18 protein-coding genes and 2 tRNA genes are annotated in these 17850 nt (G+C 70.7%); 14 read left to right on the forward strand and 6 right to left on the reverse strand.

Translation table 11 applies throughout. The features are described from left to right. Nucleotide 1: 1 nt before the first annotated feature. On the reverse strand, nt 2–967 hold the full coding sequence (gene hutG / locus AC6RUA_RS10105; protein WP_499812893.1) for a formimidoylglutamase: 966 nt from the start codon (nt 965–967) through the stop codon (nt 2–4). Beyond that, nucleotides 964–2733, reverse strand: a complete 1770-nt coding sequence (hutU, locus tag AC6RUA_RS10110) for a urocanate hydratase (protein WP_499812894.1) — start codon at nt 2731–2733, stop codon at nt 964–966. The genes hutG and hutU overlap by 4 nt, the downstream gene beginning before the upstream one ends. Before the next feature lie 134 nt (nt 2734–2867). On the opposite strand from hutU, the gene AC6RUA_RS10115 reads away from it, so the two are divergent. Beyond that, nucleotides 2868–3308 carry a DUF8146 domain-containing protein gene (locus AC6RUA_RS10115; protein ID WP_499812895.1) on the forward strand — a complete coding sequence of 147 codons (441 nt, stop codon included), beginning with the start codon at nt 2868–2870 and terminating at the stop codon, nt 3306–3308. Between the two features lie 36 nt (nt 3309–3344). Here AC6RUA_RS10115 and AC6RUA_RS10120 read toward each other — a convergent pair whose 3' ends face one another. Next, nucleotides 3345–3800, reverse strand: a complete 456-nt coding sequence (locus AC6RUA_RS10120; protein ID WP_499812896.1) for a DUF5814 domain-containing protein — start codon at nt 3798–3800, stop codon at nt 3345–3347. A 155-nt stretch (nt 3801–3955) separates the two neighbouring features. On the opposite strand from AC6RUA_RS10120, the gene AC6RUA_RS10125 reads away from it, so the two are divergent. Next, nucleotides 3956–4028 (forward strand) — tRNA-His (locus AC6RUA_RS10125). 90 nt (nt 4029–4118) lie between these two features. Here AC6RUA_RS10125 and AC6RUA_RS10130 read toward each other — a convergent pair. Together AC6RUA_RS10130 and AC6RUA_RS10135 are read right to left on the reverse strand one after the other, a co-directional pair. Further along, nucleotides 4119–4244: a hypothetical protein gene (locus tag AC6RUA_RS10130; protein WP_499812897.1), complete on the reverse strand. Its 126-nt coding sequence runs from the start codon at nt 4242–4244 to the stop codon at nt 4119–4121. Nucleotides 4245–4312: 68 nt separating this feature from the next. Next, nucleotides 4313–5494 (reverse strand): CBS domain-containing protein, encoded by a 1182-nt coding sequence (locus tag AC6RUA_RS10135; RefSeq protein WP_499812898.1) that lies wholly within the window; start codon nt 5492–5494, stop codon nt 4313–4315. A 67-nt stretch (nt 5495–5561) separates the two neighbouring features. Between AC6RUA_RS10135 and AC6RUA_RS10140 the strand changes: the two genes are divergently transcribed. From AC6RUA_RS10140 to AC6RUA_RS10190, 11 genes are all read left to right on the forward strand, one after another. Next, on the forward strand, nt 5562–5951 hold the full coding sequence (locus AC6RUA_RS10140) for a cupin domain-containing protein (protein WP_499812899.1): 390 nt from the start codon (nt 5562–5564) through the stop codon (nt 5949–5951). A gap of 101 nt (nt 5952–6052) precedes the next feature. Continuing rightward, on the forward strand, nt 6053–8104 hold the full coding sequence (locus tag AC6RUA_RS10145) for a DEAD/DEAH box helicase (protein WP_499812900.1): 2052 nt from the start codon (nt 6053–6055) through the stop codon (nt 8102–8104). A gap of 100 nt (nt 8105–8204) precedes the next feature. Beyond that, nucleotides 8205–10049, forward strand: a complete 1845-nt coding sequence (locus AC6RUA_RS10150) for an SLC13 family permease (RefSeq protein ID WP_499815436.1) — start codon at nt 8205–8207, stop codon at nt 10047–10049. A gap of 67 nt (nt 10050–10116) precedes the next feature. Continuing rightward, a tRNA-Pro gene (locus tag AC6RUA_RS10155) sits at nt 10117–10189 on the forward strand. 159 nt (nt 10190–10348) lie between these two features. After that, nucleotides 10349–12460, forward strand: coding sequence for a minichromosome maintenance protein MCM (locus tag AC6RUA_RS10160; protein ID WP_499812901.1), 2112 nt, complete (start codon nt 10349–10351; stop codon nt 12458–12460). Next, nucleotides 12461–12730 (forward strand): DUF7854 family protein, encoded by a 270-nt coding sequence (locus AC6RUA_RS10165; protein WP_499812902.1) that lies wholly within the window; start codon nt 12461–12463, stop codon nt 12728–12730. Nucleotides 12731–12788: 58 nt separating this feature from the next. Beyond that, nucleotides 12789–13433: a DUF7504 family protein gene (locus AC6RUA_RS10170; protein WP_499812903.1), complete on the forward strand. Its 645-nt coding sequence runs from the start codon at nt 12789–12791 to the stop codon at nt 13431–13433. A 96-nt stretch (nt 13434–13529) separates the two neighbouring features. Continuing rightward, the gene (locus AC6RUA_RS10175) at nt 13530–13868 is read left to right on the forward strand and encodes a DUF7855 family protein (protein WP_499812904.1); all 339 of its coding nucleotides are present in this window, start codon (nt 13530–13532) and stop codon (nt 13866–13868) included. Then, the gene (locus tag AC6RUA_RS10180; RefSeq protein WP_499812905.1) at nt 13865–14659 is read left to right on the forward strand and encodes a DUF7856 family protein; all 795 of its coding nucleotides are present in this window, start codon (nt 13865–13867) and stop codon (nt 14657–14659) included. The genes AC6RUA_RS10175 and AC6RUA_RS10180 overlap by 4 nt, the downstream gene beginning before the upstream one ends. Before the next feature lie 39 nt (nt 14660–14698). Then, nucleotides 14699–15481, forward strand: a complete 783-nt coding sequence (locus tag AC6RUA_RS10185) for a DUF7857 domain-containing protein (RefSeq protein ID WP_499812906.1) — start codon at nt 14699–14701, stop codon at nt 15479–15481. Beyond that, nucleotides 15478–16140, forward strand: coding sequence for a MinD/ParA family ATP-binding protein (locus AC6RUA_RS10190; RefSeq protein WP_499812907.1), 663 nt, complete (start codon nt 15478–15480; stop codon nt 16138–16140). The genes AC6RUA_RS10185 and AC6RUA_RS10190 overlap by 4 nt, the downstream gene beginning before the upstream one ends. Before the next feature lie 152 nt (nt 16141–16292). Here AC6RUA_RS10190 and AC6RUA_RS10195 read toward each other — a convergent pair whose 3' ends face one another. Further along, complete coding sequence (locus AC6RUA_RS10195; RefSeq protein ID WP_499812908.1) at nt 16293–17150, reverse strand: transcription initiation factor IIB; 858 nt, start codon at nt 17148–17150, stop codon at nt 16293–16295. A gap of 170 nt (nt 17151–17320) precedes the next feature. Here AC6RUA_RS10195 and AC6RUA_RS10200 point away from each other — a divergent pair, with 170 nt between their 5' ends. Then, the gene (locus tag AC6RUA_RS10200; RefSeq protein WP_499812909.1) at nt 17321–17842 is read left to right on the forward strand and encodes a DUF7858 family protein; all 522 of its coding nucleotides are present in this window, start codon (nt 17321–17323) and stop codon (nt 17840–17842) included. Nucleotides 17843–17850 lie beyond the last annotated feature (8 nt).

Consider the following 17850-nt stretch of genomic DNA (forward strand, 5'->3'; position numbering starts at 1 on the left):
CTCACGCGCTCCACCCCCCGAGCGCGTGCGCGACGGCCCGGGCGGCCGCGTCGACGGTCCGGCCGTCGCGGTCGAGGGGGGGCGCGCACTCCACGACTTCGACGCCGGCGAGGCGGTCGTCGCCGGCGACCAGCCGGAGCGCGCGGTACAGTTCTCGCGGCGCGAGACCGCCGGGCGTGGGCGCGCTCGACCCGGGGTAGGCGGCGTCGAGCACGTCCACGTCGACGCTCACGTAGAGGTCGTCGGCGTCCGAGAGCGCCGAGAGCGCGCGGTCGACGGCCGCCACCGGGTCCTCGCCCACCTCCTCGGCGGTGACGACCGTCCCGTCGCGCTCGCGGACGTAGTCGTGGTAGGCGGTGCTCGTCTCGAAGTGGCGCGCGCCGACACAGGCGTAGCCGTCGAGGCCCGCCTCGAACAGCTGCCGGTACGGCGTCCCGCTCGTCGGGCCGTCGCGGACCTCGCGCACGTCGAGGTGGGCGTCGAAGTTGAGCACGCCGAGACGGCCCCGGTCGCACAGCGGAGCCGCGTTCGGGTACGTCAGCGAGTTGTCCCCGCCGAGGAACACGGGGAGCGCGTCGAGCGCGTGGACCGCCTCCGCGACCGATTCGACGGTCTCCTGCGCCTCGCGGACGGTCAGCCGGTCGGCGACGGGCGGCCTGTCCACGCTGTCGTCACCGAACGCGACGTCGCCGAGGTCCGCGACGGAGTGGTCGCCGCGCCCGACAGGCCCGGCGTCGAAGTGGTGGGTCTTGACGCCCGCGAGCGCGTCCCGGACGGCCGCCGGTCCCTCGCGCGCGCCGCGGCGGCCGATGACGCCCCCGTCGTACGGCTCCCCGACGAGCACGGCGGCGTACCCGTCGGCGTCGTCGAGCGTCGCCCCGGTCACCACGTCGCCGAACTGCTCGTCGTTCGGGTCGGTCGACGGGCCGGCCCAGTCGTACCACCGGCCGGTGAAGCGGTCCGTCATCGGTCCCCCCGTCCCGCCCGGTCGGCCGCCGCGTCGTCGCGCATCGGCACGTGGACGCCCGACCGTTCCGCCTCGTCGAGCGCGTCCTCGTAGCCGGCGTCGGCGTGGCGAATCACGCCCATGCCGGGGTCGGTGGTGAACACGCGCCGGGCCTTCTCGGCCGCGAGGTCCGTCCCGTCGAGGACGACGTGGTTGTTCGCGTGGAGCGCGTTGCCGATGCCGACGCCGCCGCCGTCGTGGACGCTCACGATGTCCGCGCCCGCCGCGCAGTTGAGCAGGGCGTTCAGGACGGGCCAGTCGGCCACCGCGTCGGTGCCGTCTCGCATGGCCTCCGTCTCGCGGTTCGGGCTGGCGACGGAGCCGGCGTCGAGGTGGTCGCGGGTGACGACGACCGGCGCGGCGATGTCGCCCGCGCGGACCAACTCGTTGATGCGGAGCGCGAACGCCGCGCGTTCGGTGAGACCGCCGGAGTCGGTCGAGTAGCCGAGCCAGCAGACCCGCGCGGGGAGACCCTGGAACTGCACCTGCTCTTGGGCGAGGTCTATCCAGCGGTGGAGCCGCTCCTTCCCGGGGAACAGCTCCTTCACCGCCTCGTCGGTTCGGTGGATGTCGGCGGGGTCGCCCGACAGCGCGACCCACCGGAACGGGCCGCGCCCGCGGCAGAACTGCGGGCGGATGTACGCGGGGACGAACCCGGGGAAGTCGAACGCGTCTTCGACGCTGCGTTCCTCCTGCACCTGCCCGCGGATGTTGTTGCCGTACTCGAACGCCACCGCGCCCGCCTCCTGCAGAGCGAGGATGGCCCGGACGTGCCGCGCCATCGTGTCGAGGCTCTCGTCGAGGTAGCGCTCGGGGTCGGTCTCGCGCAGGTCGTCCGCCTCGGCGACGGTGTAGCCGCTCGGGCAGTACCCCTCCAGCGCGTCGTGCGCGCTGGTCTGGTCGGTGACCACGTCCGGAGTGAATCCCCGGTCGAGCATCCCCTCCAGCACGTCCGCGGCGTTACCGTGGACGCCCACCGAGTACGGCTCGCCCGCCTCGGCGGCCGCACTCGCGCGCTCGACGGCCTCGTCCAGGTCGTCGGTCTTCTCCATGCAGTAGCCCGTCTCGATGCGGCGGTCGACGCGTCGCTCGTCCACCTCGGCGGCGATGCACACCCCGTGGTTCATCGTGACCGCCAGCGGCTGTGCCCCGCCCATCCCGCCGAGACCGCCGGTGGCGACGACCTTCCCGCGGAGGCCGTCGCTCTCGGGGTAGTGCTGGCGGGCGAGTTCCGCCAGCGTCTCGAACGTGCCCTGGACGATGCCCTGCGTGCCGATGTACGCCCACGACCCGGCGGTCATCTGGCCGTACATTATCTTCCCCTCCGCTTCGAGTTCGTGGAAGTGTTCCCAGTCGTCCCACCGCCCGACCAGGTTCGAGTTGGCGACGAGCACCCGCGGCGCGCGCTCGTGCGTCTCGAACCGCCCTACCGGTTTGCCGCTCTGGACGAGCAGCGTCTCGTCGTCGCCCAGTTCGCGGAGTTCCGCGAGGATGGCGTCGTAGGCGTCCCAGCTCCGGGCGGCCCGCCCGGTGCCGCCGTAGACGACCAGTTCCTCGGGCTTCTCGGCCACCTCGGGGTCGAGGTTGTTGTTCAGCATCCGGAGGGCGGCCTCCTGTCGCCAGCCCTCACACTCGATGTCGGTGCCGGTCGGAGACCCCTGGTACTCGCGCCACTCTGGGGACGGCTCGCCGATGGACCACTCCTCGTCCCGTTCGTGTGACTGCATGCGGCAATATTTACGAACCGCGTACAAAAGCTGTGTGGGCCGGCGAGTCGCCGGACGGCTCCGTCGGTCGTCGCAGCGCCGTCTCCCGCTCGTCTGACGAACGGTTAAGTGGCGCGACCGCCGACGTGTCGACGATGGGCAACAAGAACAAGACGGTCTCCTTCCGCGTCAACGAGGACGCCTTCGACGCGCTGCGGGAGATCGCGGACGAGCGGGACCTCTCGTTGTCGGCGGTGTTCCGCGACTACGTCGACGCGCTCGTCGCCCACGACGGCCGGGTCAGGGTCGTCCCGGAACACGAGTACGAGGCGGACGGTGAGGACGAGTCCGCGTTCCCGCCGACGGTGACGGTGCCCAAGAGCTTCGTGCGCGAACACGAGCGACTGGAACTGGAGGCGGACCACCTCCGCGAGCAACTGGACGAGTACAAGCGGTACGTCACGGCGCTCCACGACCGCCTCGACGAGGGCGAGGAGGAGGTGGTCTCGCTGGAGGACATCGACGGGGACCGGGCGGACCGCGAGAGACGAACGGAGAGCGAGTACGGCACGGACGAGCCGTTCCGGCTGGGGTAGGGGACTCGGCCACCCACTCGACCGACCGGGCCCGCCTCAGCCCGCGAGCGCGCGGCGCGCCCGCCGAGCCTTCTCGGCCATCTCGGCGTCGTCCTCCACGTCCGCGAGCGACTCGACGGCCTCCAGCGTCCGCACCGCGTCGTCGAGGAACGAGAGCACGTCGCCCGGGTAGGCGTACAGCATGTAGTCGTCGCCCATCACGTCCACGATGGCGTCGGGACCCAGCCCCTGCGCGCGCAACTCCAGCAGGTACGTCACGAACTTCCGCTCCGGGTGCCCGCAGTAGGGCGCGTCGTCGCAGCCGCAGTCGATGAAGTCCTCCGCGAACTCCAGCACCCGGTCCCGCGTGGCCTCGTCCAACTCGGCGAGACCGTCGCCGGTGAACACCAGGTCCAGCGTCGCCCCCTTGAACGCCCCCTTGGGGACGTTGGTGTCGAGTTGGGCCGCGATCTGGCGGTGGTTCTTGAGGTATATCTTGTCCGTGATGGCCACTGTTGGTCGCTCTAGCCGGTTGAGCGAGAAAAGCGCGGCGGTCGACCCCCGCTCCGACGACCCCTCCCACGACCGGGCGTGTGTTGGTGTGGCACGGAGGCGGCCGGCGATTCGTAACGTATTTGGGCGCGTCTGTGCCTACGTGTAGGTGCGTGTCCGGGTTGGGGTAGTGGACTATCCTTCAGCCTTGTGGAGGCTGAGACGCGGGTTCGATTCTCGCACCTGGACCTTCTTCGGCGGCCGACCCGAGGAGCGGCGCGACGCGGGAGCCGCCGGACCGCAACCGCTACGGCGTCCGATCCCGGTGTCGTTCCCGTGTCACCCAGCAGTTCGGAGCGAGACCCGGCGCTCGACCTCGACGTGGGCTTCACCGTCGGTCTCGGCATGGACTTCACGGGAGCCGTCGAGTGGGCCGCGGAGGAGGGGTTCGCGCTCGTCGAACATCCTGCTCGACGCCCCGTGAAGTCCCGGCGCGCTGCCCACGCTGTGCGACTGCGCCGGCGGTCGGCCGCCTACCGGCCGTTCACGTTCGCGAGCGTGTCGTCGCCGCGGAGTCCGGCGAGCGAGGGGGACGTGCCGCCGGACTGGATGACGTTGAACGCCGTCATCATGTCGCTCCGCGAGACGAGCCCGACGAGTTCGCCCGTGGTGTCGATGACCGGGAGGCGGCCGACGCCGCGCTCCTGCATGAGCTGGAGCGCGTCGAGCGGGTCGGAGTCGGGCGTCACGCTGGCGATGTCCCGCTCCATCACGTCCTCGACGGTGTACGCGTCCCGCTCGATTTCGCGGACGCTCTGGGCGTCCTCCAGCGTGACCATGCCGACGAGCGACCCGCTCTCGAGAACGGGGTAGCCCGTGTGGCGCTCCGCGAACATCCGCTGCATGAGGTCCGCGACCGACGTCCGGGGTTCGACCGTGTGCAGGTCCGTCCGGGGTGTCATGATGTCCGCGACCGTCACGCCCTCGAAGGCGGCCTTGAGGACGGTCTGCTGGGCCTCGCCCGCCCCCGCGATGTAGATGAAGAACGCCAGCCCCACCATGAGCAGGTCGAAGTTGAGCAGGCCGTACAGGCCGAGCAGGAACGCGAACCCCTTCCCCACCTCGGCGGCGATCTGCGTCGCCCGGGCGTGCGAGCGGTTCCGCGCCAGCAGCGCGCGGAGGACGCGCCCGCCGTCCATCGGGAAGCCGGGGAGCATGTTGAACGCGCCGAGGACGACGTTCATCACGGCGAGGTAGCCGAGGACGAACGTGACCCCCGGCGGGAGCGTGAACGCCCGGAAGCCGGCGAACGCGAGCACGCCGAGCGCGAACGAGACGGCCGGACCGGCGATGGCGATGACGAACTCCTGTTTCCAGTTCTCGGGGAGTTCCCGGAAGCTGGCGACGCCGCCGAACAGCCAGAGGGTGATGGAGTCGATCTCGTAGCCGAAGTGCATCGCCGTCAGCGAGTGGCCGAACTCGTGGAGCAACACGGAGACGAACAGCCCCACCGCCGCCGCCACGCCGAGCAGGAGCGGGAGCGACCCGGTCGTGAGCGTCGCCGTGTCGAGGGCCGCCCCGTACGTGTTGAGCAGGTCGACGAACGTGCCGACCTGCTGACTGATGAGCCACGCGAGCAGCGGAAGCACGAGCAGGAACGTCCAGTTCAACTGGATGGGGATGCCGGCCACCCGCCCCACCGTGAATCCTCGCATGGGGGCGACTAGCGCACCGACCCGTATAAACCCGGCCGTTAAGGGGGTCCGTCCCGACGTGGGAGACATGAGCCGGACGGACGACGGGACGCGGCCGGTCGTGAAGCGCGCGGACGAGGTGGCGTACGAACCGGTCGACGCGGCCGACGGCCTGTCGAAGGGCGTCCTCCTCGACGAGTCGGACGGCGCGCCGACCTTCGCGATGCGGCGGTTCACCCTCGCGCCGGGCGCGACGGCGCCGAGACACACCAACGAGGTCGAACACGAGCAGTACGTGCTCGCTGGCGAGTACACCGTGGGTATCGGTGAGGAGGAGTACACCGTCTCCGCGGGCGACTCGCTCCTCGTCCCCGCCGGCGTCGTCCACTGGTACCGGAACGAGGGCGACGAGGAGGGGGCGTTCGTCTGCTGTGTGCCCAACGGCGACGACGCGATTCAGGTCGTCGACGACGAGTAGCGAGCCGGTCCGGGCGACGACTACCCCGGGTTCCCGCCTACCGGTTCCGATACCGAAGGCGAACGGCTGAAATACCACATCCTCCTATCGGTGACAACGACGTGTCCGAACAACTCCCGCAGGTCGAGACCCTGTTCCTCCACGAGCGCGACGGCGAGTACACCGTCGTGGTCACGCGAGACGGCACGCGGGTGCTCCGCGGCGTCCTCGAACTGAAGGAGACGAACGCCGGGCCGCGCCCACGGCGGTTCCGGGTGAAGCGCGACTCGGGAGAGGAGCCACGCCAGCCCGACCAGTTCGTCGAGTTGGCGCGCAACGCGAGACGCATCCGTATCTCCGAGCAGACCGATTCCGGTGCGCGCGACCGACTGCAGGCGATGCTCGACGGCTACCAGTTAGACGCGAAGCAGGTCCGAACCTGTCGCTACTGCGCGAACGCCGGCCGCTACTCGCCGGTCACGAGCGAGACGGCGGTGAAGGCCGACCGCGACTACATCTGCCAGGACTGCGCGAAGCGCGAGCTGGAGCGTGAGCTGTCGTTCAAGGGACAGTTCACCGGGGCCGCGCAGGACCGTCTCGAGGAACTGCTGTTCGAGGTACAGGACCTCGAACGAATCACGAACCTCCTCGAGGGGAACCTCGACCCGGACCTCACGAAGTTCGACACCATCTCCGCCACCGTCGAGGACGTCGACCCGGTCCGGACGGACGAGTTGGACCTCCACCCGGCGCTCCAGGAGCGCGTGGAGGGGCGGTTCGACGAACTCCTGCCGGTCCAGTCGCTCTCCGTCCGGAACGGCCTGTTCGCGGACGGGGGCGGCGCGGGCGACGACCAGCTCGTGGTGAGCGCGACGGCGACGGGGAAGACGCTCGTGGGCGAACTCGCGGGCGTGAACAGCGCCCTGAACGGCGAGGGGAAGATGCTGTTTCTGGTGCCGCTGGTGGCGCTCGCGAACCAGAAACACGAGGACTTCGAGGAGCGGTACGGCGACGTGCTGGACGTGACCATCCGGGTGGGGGCGTCCCGCATCAACGACGACGGCAACCGGTTCGACCCCGGGGCGGACGTCATCGTCGGCACCTACGAGGGCATCGACCACGCCCTGCGAACGGGCAAGGACATGGGCGACATCGGCACCGTCGTCATCGACGAGGTGCACACCCTGAAGGAGGGCGAGCGGGGTCACCGCCTCGACGGGATGATAAGCCGGCTGAAACACTACACCGAGCGCCGGAACTCGACCGCCCAGTGGGTGTACCTCTCGGCGACCGTGGGGAACCCCGAGTGGCTGGCGAAACGGCTGCGCGCGACGCTCATCGAGTTCGAGGAGCGGCCCGTCCCCATCGAGCGGCACGTCACGTTCGCGGACAGCCGAGAGAAGCTCCGCATCGAGAACCGCCTCGTCAAGCGGGAGTTCGACAGCGAGTCCTCGAAGGGGTACCGCGGGCAGACCATCATCTTCACCAACTCCCGGCGGCGGTGTCACGAGATCAGTCGAAAGCTGGAGTACTCCAGCGCGCCGTACCACGCGGGCCTGGACTACCGCCGGCGGAAGACCGTCGAGCGGCAGTTCGGGAACCAGGACCTCGCGGCCGTCGTCACGACGGCGGCGCTCGCGGCCGGCGTCGACTTCCCCGCCTCGCAGGTGGTGTTCGACACGCTGGCGATGGGCATCGAGTGGCTCTCGGTGCAGGAGTTCGAGCAGATGCTCGGGCGGGCGGGCCGACCCGACTACCACGACAGGGGGACCGTCTACATGCTGGTCGAACCCGACTGCTCGTACCACAACTCGATGGAGATGACCGAGGACGAGGTGGCGTTCAAGCTCCTGAAGGGCGAGATGGAGGACGTCACGACCGTGTACGACGAGTCCGCGGCCGCGGAAGAGACGCTGGCGAACATCGTCGTTGCGGGCAAGCGGGCGAAGGCGCTCAACGACCGGATGCTCGGCGACGTACCGACGACCCACGCGGTCGGGAAGCTGCTGGAGTGGGGGTTCATCGACGGCCTCTCGCCGACGCCGCTCGGGCGCGCGGTGACGCGCCACTTCCTCGCGCCCGACGACGCGTTCCGCATCCTCGACGGCGTCCGCGCCGGCTCGGACCCGTACGACATCGTCGGGGAGTTGGAACTCGCCGACGAGGACCTGTAGCTCCCCCGACCGATCGGTCGGCGACCAGAGAGACGTCGCCGCGTCCCGTCCCTTTTTGCCCGGTGGCAGCGTCCTCCCCGGCGTGCCACTGACGCCCGAGATGCTCTTCGTCTTCCTCCTCGTCCTCGGCGCGTTGCTCCTGTTCGCGACGGAGCCGGTGCCGGTGGACATCACCGCGCTCGCGGTGCTCGTCGCCCTGCTGGTCGTGGACCCGGTGTCCGCGACGCTCGCCGAGTGGGGTCTCATCGCGAGCGGGTTGACGCTCGTCACGACCGAGCAGGGGCTCTCGGGGTTCGCCAACACGGCGACGCTGACCGTGCTCGCGATGTTCGTCCTCAGCGACGGGGTGCGCCGGACCGGCATCGTCCAGCGGCTCGGCGCGTTCCTCTCGCGGGTGACGCGGGGCGACGAGACGAGACAGCTCGGCGCCACGGTCGGGCTGGTCGGCCCCATCTCGGGGTTCATCAACAACACCGCCGCCGTCGCCATCCTCCTGCCGATGGTGACCGACCTGGCCGAGCGCGGGCGAACCTCCCCGTCGAAGCTCCTGCTCCCGCTGAGTTACGCGTCGATGTTCGGGGGGACGCTCACGCTCATCGGCACCTCGACGAACATCCTCGCGTCGGACCTGTACGCCCGGCTCGCGCCTCCCGACGTGGCGCGGACCTTCACCATGTTCGAGTTCCTGCCGCTCGGGTCGGTGCTGCTCGTCGTCGGCTCGCTCTACCTGTTCACGCTCGGACGGTACCTCACCCCCGAGCGCATCAAGCCCCGTGCGGACCTCACCGAGGAGTTCGGGATGGCCGAGTACCTCACCGAGGTGGTGGTTCGCGAGGACTCGCCGCTGGTCGGCCAGCGGGTGGAGGCGGCGCTCGTCGAGACGGAGTTCGACGTCGACCTGGTCCAACTCATCCGGGACCGGCGCGTGTTCCTCGAACCGCTCGGACCGAAGGAGATACAGCCGGGCGACGTGTTCGCCGTCCGGACGGACCGCGACACGCTGCTCGACCTGCTCGACGTCGAGGGGCTGGACCTGGTCCCCGAGGTCACCGTCGACGAGAGCGAACTGGAGGCCGCCGAGGGCGGTCAGAACCTGATGGAGGTGGTCATCGCCCCGGGGTCGTCGCTGGTCGGCGAGTCGCTCGCGTCCGCGAGCTTCCGCCAGCGCTACGACGCGACGGTGCTGGCGCTCCGGCGCGGCGGGGAACTCATCCGCCAGCGCATGGACGACATCCCCCTGCGGGTGGGCGACACGCTGCTGGTGCAGGCGAGTACCGAGAGCATCGAACGGCTCGACGCCAACCGGAACTTCATCGTCGCCGGCGAGATAGAGACGCACGACTACCGCGAGTCGCGCACCGTCGTCGCGGTGGGTATCGTCGCCGCGGTGGTGGGGCTCGCGGCGCTCGACGTGATGCCCATCGTCGCCTCCGCGCTGGCGGGGGCGCTCGCGATGGTCGTCACCGGCTGTCTGAAGCCGACGGAGGTGTACGACGCGGTCCAGTGGGACGTCATCTTCCTGCTCGCGGGCGTCATCCCGCTGGGCATCGCGCTGGAGGAGTCGGGCGCGGCCGCACTCCTCGCCGACGGCGTCGTCGGCGCGTCGGCGCTCGTCTCGCCGCTCGTGCTCGTCGGCGTGTTCTACGTCGTCACGGCGCTGCTCACCAACGTCATCTCGAACAACGCGAGCGTCGTGCTGATGATTCCGGTCGCCATCCAAGTGGCCGAGTCGCTCGGGGCGAACCCGCTGTCGTTCGCCATGGCCGTCACGTTCGCCGCGAGCACGGCGTTCATGACGCCCGTCGGCTACCAGACGAACCTGTTCGTCTACGGTCCCGGCGGCTACCGGTTCACCGACTACGTGCGCGTCGGCGCGCCGCTGCAGGCGGCGTTCGCGGTGGTGACGACGCTCGGCGTGAGCGTGTTCTTCCCACTCGGGCTGTGACGTCACCGTGCGGACGCCGGGAATCGGAGCGAAACGCTTTACCGCGTTTCGACCGCAGAGCGAGTACGGGACCGTGGGTTAGCCTGGTATACTTCGGGCCTTGGGTGCCCGTGACCCCGGTTCGAATCCGGGCGGTCCCACTTCCGACGCGGGTCGTCCCCCAGCGTCGCCGAGCGAGAAGGGGGGTGACTGAGAGCGGGACCGGTCTCCGCCGTCTCCTCGGTGTGGGCACCCGCGCGAGCGACCACTTCCGCTCCGGGGGCGAAGTTCTTACACGGTAAGGCGACTACGTTCGGGTAATGAGTCAAGCGGAGCGGGGGGAACTCGACGAGTTCCTGAGCTTCTTCCGCACGTACTACGACGACGATATCGCCACGCTCGCACAGCGGTATCCCAAGGAACAGCGCTCGCTCTACGTCGAGTACGACGACCTCTACACGTTCGAGATGGACCTCGCGGAGCGCTACCTCAGCCGCCCGGGCGAGATGCAGGAGGTGGCCGAGGAGGCGCTCCGGACGTACGACCTGCCGGTCGACATCTCGCTCGGGCAGGCGCACGTCCGCCTGCGGGACCTGCCGCGCGAGAACACCATCGACATCCGGAACATCCGCGTCAGCGACGACCACATCGGCTCGATGGTCGCGGTGCAGGGAATCGTCCGGAAGGCGACGGACGTGCGCCCGAAGATCGTCGAGGCGGCGTTCGAGTGCCAGCGCTGCGGGACGATGACGTACATCCCGCAGAACGACTCGGGGTTCCAGGAACCCCACGAGTGTCAGGGCTGTGAACGGCAGGGGCCGTTCCGGGTGAACAACAACGAGTCGCAGTTCATCGACTCCCAGCAGCTTCGGGTCCAGGAGTCGCCCGAGGGGCTCCGCGGCGGCGAGACGCCCCAGTCCATCGACGTGAACCTGGAGGACGACATCTGCGGGCAGGTGACGCCCGGCGACCACGTGACGGTCGTCGGCCGCCTGGAGATGGAACAGGTCACCTCGGGGCAGGAGAAGACCACCGTCTTCGACCCGTACATGGAGGGCGTGTCGCTCACCGTCGAGGACGAGGAGTTCGAGGACATGGACATCACCGAGGAGGACAAACAGGAGATCGTCGAACTCTCCAGCCACGACGGCATCTACGAGGAGATGGTGGGGTCCGTCGCGCCGTCCATCTACGGCTACGACGAGGAGAAACTCGCGATGATCCTCCAGTTGTTCTCCGGCGTGACCAAACACCTCCCGGACGGGTCGCGCATCCGCGGCGACCTCCACATGCTGCTCATCGGTGACCCGGGTACGGGGAAGAGCCAGATGCTCTCGTACATCCGGAACATCGCCCCCCGCTCCGTCTACACCTCGGGGAAGGGCTCCTCCTCGGCGGGGCTGACCGCGGCGGCCGTCCGCGACGACTTCGGCGACGGCCAGCAGTGGACGCTGGAGGCCGGCGCGCTCGTGCTCGCCGACAAGGGTATCGCGGCGGTCGACGAGTTGGACAAGATGCGCCCGGAGGACCGCTCGGCGATGCACGAGGCGCTCGAACAGCAGCAGATATCCGTCTCGAAGGCAGGCATCAACGCCACGCTCAAGTCGCGGTGCTCGCTCTTGGGCGCGGCGAACCCGAAGTACGGCCGGTTCGACCAGTACGAACCCATCGGAGAGCAGATAGACCTCGAACCCGCGCTCATCTCGCGGTTCGACCTCATCTTCACCGTCACCGACCAGCCGGACCCCGACCACGACGCGAAGCTCGCGGACCACATCCTGACGACGAACTACGCGGGCGAACTCAACACCCAGCGGGAGAACCTCGCTACCTCGAACTTCAGCCGCGAGCAGGTCGAGGACGTGACCGAGGAGGTCGAACCCGCCATCGACCCGGAACTCCTCCGGAAGTACATCGCGTACGCCAAGCGGAACTGCTTCCCGACGATGACCGACGAGGCGAAGGAGGCCATCCGCGAGTTCTACGTCGACCTCCGGGCGCGGGGGGCCGACGAGGACGCGCCGGTGCCCGTCACGGCGCGGAAACTGGAGGCGCTCGTGCGCCTCTCGGAGGCGAGCGCGCGGGTTCGCCTCGCCGACTTCGTCGAGGAGGAGGACGCCGAGCGCGTCATCGACATCGTCCGGTCGTGCCTGCAGGACATCGGCGTCGATCCCGAGACGGGGCAGTTCGACGCGGACGTGGTCGAGACCGGGACCTCGAAGAGCCAGCGCGACCGCATCAAGAGCCTCAGAGAACTGATTACGACCATCGCCGACGAGTACGACGACGAACCCGGCGCGCCGGTCGAGCAGATACTCGACCGTGCGGACGAGGTCGGGATGGACCGTGGGAAGGCGGAACAGGAACTGGAGAAGCTGCGGACGCGGGGCGAGATATACGAACCACAGGGCGGCTACGTCAGGACCACGTAGATGGACCGCATCTCCGCCATCCGTAACGTCGAGGACGCCCTCCGTGCCTTCGAGGACGGCGAGGCCGACCTGGCGACGACGGAGCGCCGCGTCGGCACCGTCCTGCGGACGTTCGCGACGGAGTTCGAGACCGACGACCGGCGGGCGTACCGCGCCGTCGGCGGAGAGCCGGACGGGACCGTCGTGGTCGCCCCCTCGCCGTCGACGGCACGCGAGCGCATCGCGACGCTCGCGGGTGCGGACCCCGACGCCGTGGAACCCCTCGAGTGAGGGAAAATATTTACGCATTTGAATCTAGGTGGTTACCAGGAGGACGGACGGCACTTTGATGTCACACGAACACGGGGCGGAGGTGACCGCACAAATCGGCGACGCAGCGAGCGTGCTACTGCTCTCGCCCGCCATGTCGACGGACTGCGGGACGGTCTGTGCAGACCTCCTGCTCCCCGACGAGAACGGCGAACAGAACGCGCTGTGGGTCGCCTACACGAAAGCGCCGGACGAGCAGATCCGCCGCTACCGCGCCCGGTCGGGGACCCGCCCGGAGAACCTCGGTATCGTCAGCGTGGACAACGGCGCTCGGTCGGCCGCGGCGATGAGTGGCGGCGAGGCAGGGTCGACCGGTCCGACCGGCCCGACCGGTCCGGGTGGCCCGACGGAGACGGTGACCAACCCCAGCGACCTCACCGGCCTCGGCATCCGCGTCACGGAGTACCTCCGCGAGTGGTCCACGGCGGGCGGACAGACGGTCGTCTGCTTCGACTCGCTCACCGCGCTCTTGCAGTACGTCGACCTCCAGACGGCCTACGAGTTCCTCCACGTGCTCACCGGCCGACTCGCCGCCGTCGACGCGGTCGCACACTTCCACATGGACCCGTCGGCGCACGACGAGAGCACCGTCGAGGTAATCACGACCCTGTTCGACGCCGTCGTCGACGTCGGCGAGGGTGAGCGAACGGTCAGAACGCGCTAGTCGACCGACGCGTCCCGACGCGACGGGGCCGCGCGGGTCGCTGCTTTCGAACATGCAGACGGAACGGACGCACTCGCGACGGAGGGAGAACGAGTCGTGCTGTTGATAATCACCTACTCGCAGGCGGCGCGAACGACGCTCCGAAACGCCTGCCGGTCACACGAGGAGACCGTGGTCCGCGGGTTCGGCCGCGCGGCCCTGCTGGAGGCGACCGAACTCAGGGCGTTCCTGGCGCTCCGCTTGCGGGCGAAACACGGGACGGACGTACAGGTGGAGCGAACCGCCCCGTTCAACGAGTTCGAGGCCGTCCCTCCCGACGTCAGGGAGGCGGCCGACGCGTACGAGGCGCGCGAGTCGCCCAGCACGCCGTACGCGAAGTTCGCCGCGGGAACGGACCATCCCGACGTCGACGCCATGCGGGAGTCGGAGCTGTGAGACTCCGACTCGCCGGTCGGACGTACGCCGGTCGAGCCGTCGACCTGGCGGGGACCGGCGCCGACCCGGAAGCGGTCGCGGACGCACTCGGATTGGACGTCACCGCCCCGCTCGCCGTCGTGAGCGACGCCCCGCCGTCGCTCCTTCGACTACTCGCGGCCGCCGCGCGGAGCCGCGGTCACACGCCGGCGAACGCCGCTCGTATCGCCGAACTGGAGGCGGAACTCGACGCGCTGACCGACGAGTCCGCCGACCGGACGACGCTGGCCGCGGCTCGCGAGCGCGCGGCGACGGCGGGCGAGGACGCCGCCCGCCTCCGCGAACGCGTCGCGGCCTGTCGGGGTCGGGTACAGGCGGCCCGCGGCGCCGACCGGGACCCGGCAACGGCCGAGGCGGCGCTCGCCGAGGCGACGCGGAAACTCACCGAAGCGGAGACGGAGCGGGTCGCTGCCGAGCAGGCGCTCGACCGGGCGCGCGACCGAGCGCGCGAGCGGCGCGACGCCAGCGAGCGCCGACTCCGGCTCCGCGACGCGCTCGCCAACCGGCGGCGCGAGGCGCGCGCCGACCTCGCGGCGGCGGTGTACCCCTCGTTCGCGGACGCCGTGCGGCGACTCTCCGACGGCGCCTCCCCGGGTGACGCGCCCGACGAGTTCGACGGCGACCGGGTGACGGCGGCGCTTGCGGCCGTATGCGTCGCGGCGCGGACGGAGCCGGTCGTCCTCGCGGTTCGCCGGTTCGAGAGCGCCGCCGAAGCGGCGACGCGTCTCGACGCGCCCGTCGCGCGGGTCTGACGGCGTATCACTAAGTACGAGGACGCGACCACCGGCGGTGTGTCCGTCTCGCTCGACGCGACGACCGACGTCCGCGCCGGCGTCGCGCTCGTCACCGCGCGCGTTTCGAATCCGACGCCCGTCGCTCGCGGCGTACGACTCCGCAGTCGCCTCGACGGTCCCGTCCTCCCGCCACGTCGCCGCGGCGCGCCGGTCTCTGGCTGGTCGGACGACGTGTTCGAGGGAACGGTGCCCGCGGAGGGGACGCTGGCGCTCGGATACGCCTGCCCCGTCGCGAGCGGCGTGGACGCCGAGCGACCGCTCGAACTGGCGTCGGTCGGTCCCCCGCACGACGCGACCGACCCGTCGGCGGAGCGCGCCCGACGGGACCTCGAACCCGCTCGCCCGCCGCGCGACGTCGTCCCCGTTCCCGAGCGCGCGAGCGAGCGACGGCGAGAGCTAGAGCCCGACGGCGACCGGGAGCATCCGGAGGCGCCGACCGTCGAAGCGGGTCGAGAGTCGCCCCACACCGATTCGACCGACGACTCCCCCGACCGTCCGTCCGCCGACCGGGCGTCGGGTGTTCCGGACGTCGTCGACTCGTACCTCGAGACGGTCGAGGGGCGCGTCGGTCTGGGGGAGCGACTGACGGACGCGTCGGTCGCGGACGCGACGGCCGCGCTGGCGGAAACGGACCCGACGGAGACGCGCGTGGCCGACCTCCCACGGACTCTCGCGGGGGACGCGGCCGCACTCCGCACGCTCGCAGAGCGGGCCGAACGGCTCGCGGAGCGGGCAGAGGAGACGGACGTTCCGGTCGCGGCGCTCCGGGGGTTGGCGTGATTCTCGCGGTCACGGGCGGGAAGGGCGGCGTCGGGAAGTCGACGCTGGCGTACGAACTCGGCGCGGCGCTCGATGCGCTCGTCGTCGACGCGGACCTCGCGATGGCCGACCTGCCCGGCGGGCGCGAGCGCGGACCCGACCTCCACGACGTCCTCGCGGGCTGCGCCGCTCCGGCCGAGGCGGTCCGTCCGGGTCCGGTCGACCTGCTCCCGTGCGGTCGGTCGCTCGCCGGCGCGCGGGCGGCCGACGTGGGCGCGCTCGACGACGCGGTCCGCACCGTCGCTCGGGGACGGGACGTGGTGCTCGACTGTCCGGCGGGACTCCGGGCGGACGCGGGCGTCCCGCTGGCGCTCGCGGACGCGTGCGTCGTCGTCACCTCGCCCAGGGCGTGGGCGCTCGCCGACGCCGTCAGGAGCCGGGAACTCGCGCGGGAACTCGACACGGGCGTCGCGTGCGTCGCGCTCAACCGCGTCGTCGACGCGCCGCCCACCGACCCGGTCGAGCGCGCGCTCGGCGCTCGAGCGGTCGTCGTGCCGGCCGACCCGCGGCTGGGCCGTGCGATAGCGGACGAGCGACCGGTTTCGACGGCCCACTCCGGGAGCGCCGCCGGACGGGCGGTCGACGCGCTCGCCGACGCGGTCCGCGCGACCCGGCGGTGACGCGGGAGCGTCGATTGCCGCGCTCGCGGGCCGTCGACCGTTTCCGAGGCGGTAACAGCGCCGCTCGGAGCGCGTGAGATTCTTCGCGACAGGCGGTTCGGGAGAACGAGAACTCGGCCGTCGTCACGCGGCGGGTCGGCCGTGGCGCCCCGTCACTCCCGAAGGTCGGTGTACGTGTTCCGGAGCGTCACGGGAGTCACGTCGGCTACCTCCGCGGCGTCGCTCTGGGTGCAGGGCTCCCCTTCGTCGCGCGCCGCGGTGTAGACGCACGCGGCCGCGACGCCGCCGGGGTTCCGGCCGTTCGTCAGTCCCCGCTCGCGGGCCGTCTCCAGGTGCGCGCGGGCGCCCCGCTCGACCGCCGCACTCAGCCCGAGTTCCGAGACGAACCGCGGAACGTACTCGACGGGGTCGATGGGACCGATGGGGAGACCGAGTTCGCGGTTCATCGCGTCGTACGCGGCCTCCAACTCGTCCGCCGTGGCCTTCGCGTCCGCGAGCAACTCGCCGCGGGTCCGCGCGACACCGGCGGCCCGACAGGCGGCGTACACCGCCGCCGCGGCGAACCCCTCGAGCGAGCGCCCGCGGAGGAGGTCCTCCTCCTGTGCGGACTTGAACAGCGAACACGCCTGGTCGCGCACCTGCTCGGAGAGCGAGTGGACGCTGGTCAGCCGGCGGACCTCGGTGAACCCGTACACCTGGTTCCGCTCGCGCTTCGAGGAGATGCGCGCCCGCGTGTGCTGGCGGCGCATCCGCGCCCACTGTCGCCGCTTGCGTCCCTTGACGCGCGTGTAGCCTATCTCGGTCGACAGCCCGCGGTCGTGGCGCGAGCGGGTGAGCGGCGCGCCGGTCCGGCGGGGGTCGGTGTCGTCGTCCGCGAACGAGCGCCACTCGGGGCCGCGGTCGACCCGGTCGGCCGCGACCACGAGTCCGCAGTCGCGACAGACCGTCTCGGTCCCGTCCGCACGCACTCGTCCGTCACACTCCGGGCAGGCCGTCGTTGCCTTGCTCATACCCGAAACTCGGTCCCGAACCCATACTTAACTACGGGGGGAATCGGGGGTTCGGCCCCCGGACGGCGCCGGTGAACGTACCGATTACCGGTACGTTCCGCCGCCCGCCGATTACCACGCATGATGACGGTAGAGCGTAACTTTATAGTAATCAATGGACAAGCACGCGTATGACGCTCTCGGACATCGCCGCCGGCATCGAGGTGACGGCCGAACAGGAGGAGCGCGGCGTCGCCACGGTGGACGACACCGACGAGCCGTTGGTCGACCGGTTGGCCCCGCACGCCGACGCGCTCCCGTGTACCCCGGCGGCGACGGCCACCGTCCTCGAGGAGCACGCGAGCGGCGCGAGCGTCGGGGACAGCGCCCGGGCGGCCGGCGTCGCGCCGGTGGCGGCCGCGAAGGCGCTGCACCGCTGCGGCGTCGCGGGCGTCTCGCCGCTCGCACCGACGGCGCGACAGGTGGTCCGCGACTGGCTGGCGGGCGACCTGACGCGCGCGGACGCGCTCGCGCTGACGGGCGGCGACGAGGCGGACTTCGCGCTCGCAGGCTACGTCGAGGCGCACGACGCGGTCCCCGAACTGGCCGACGCCGCGGAGGGGACGCTGGCGCTCGGCGGGAACGGGAGCGCGAGCGTCGAGAAGCGCGACGCGCTCGCGGGGACGATGACCGAGACGACCGACCTGTTCTGACCGCGCCG

The sequence above is a fragment of the Halorarum sp. SLYT50 genome, from assembly GCF_059821265.1.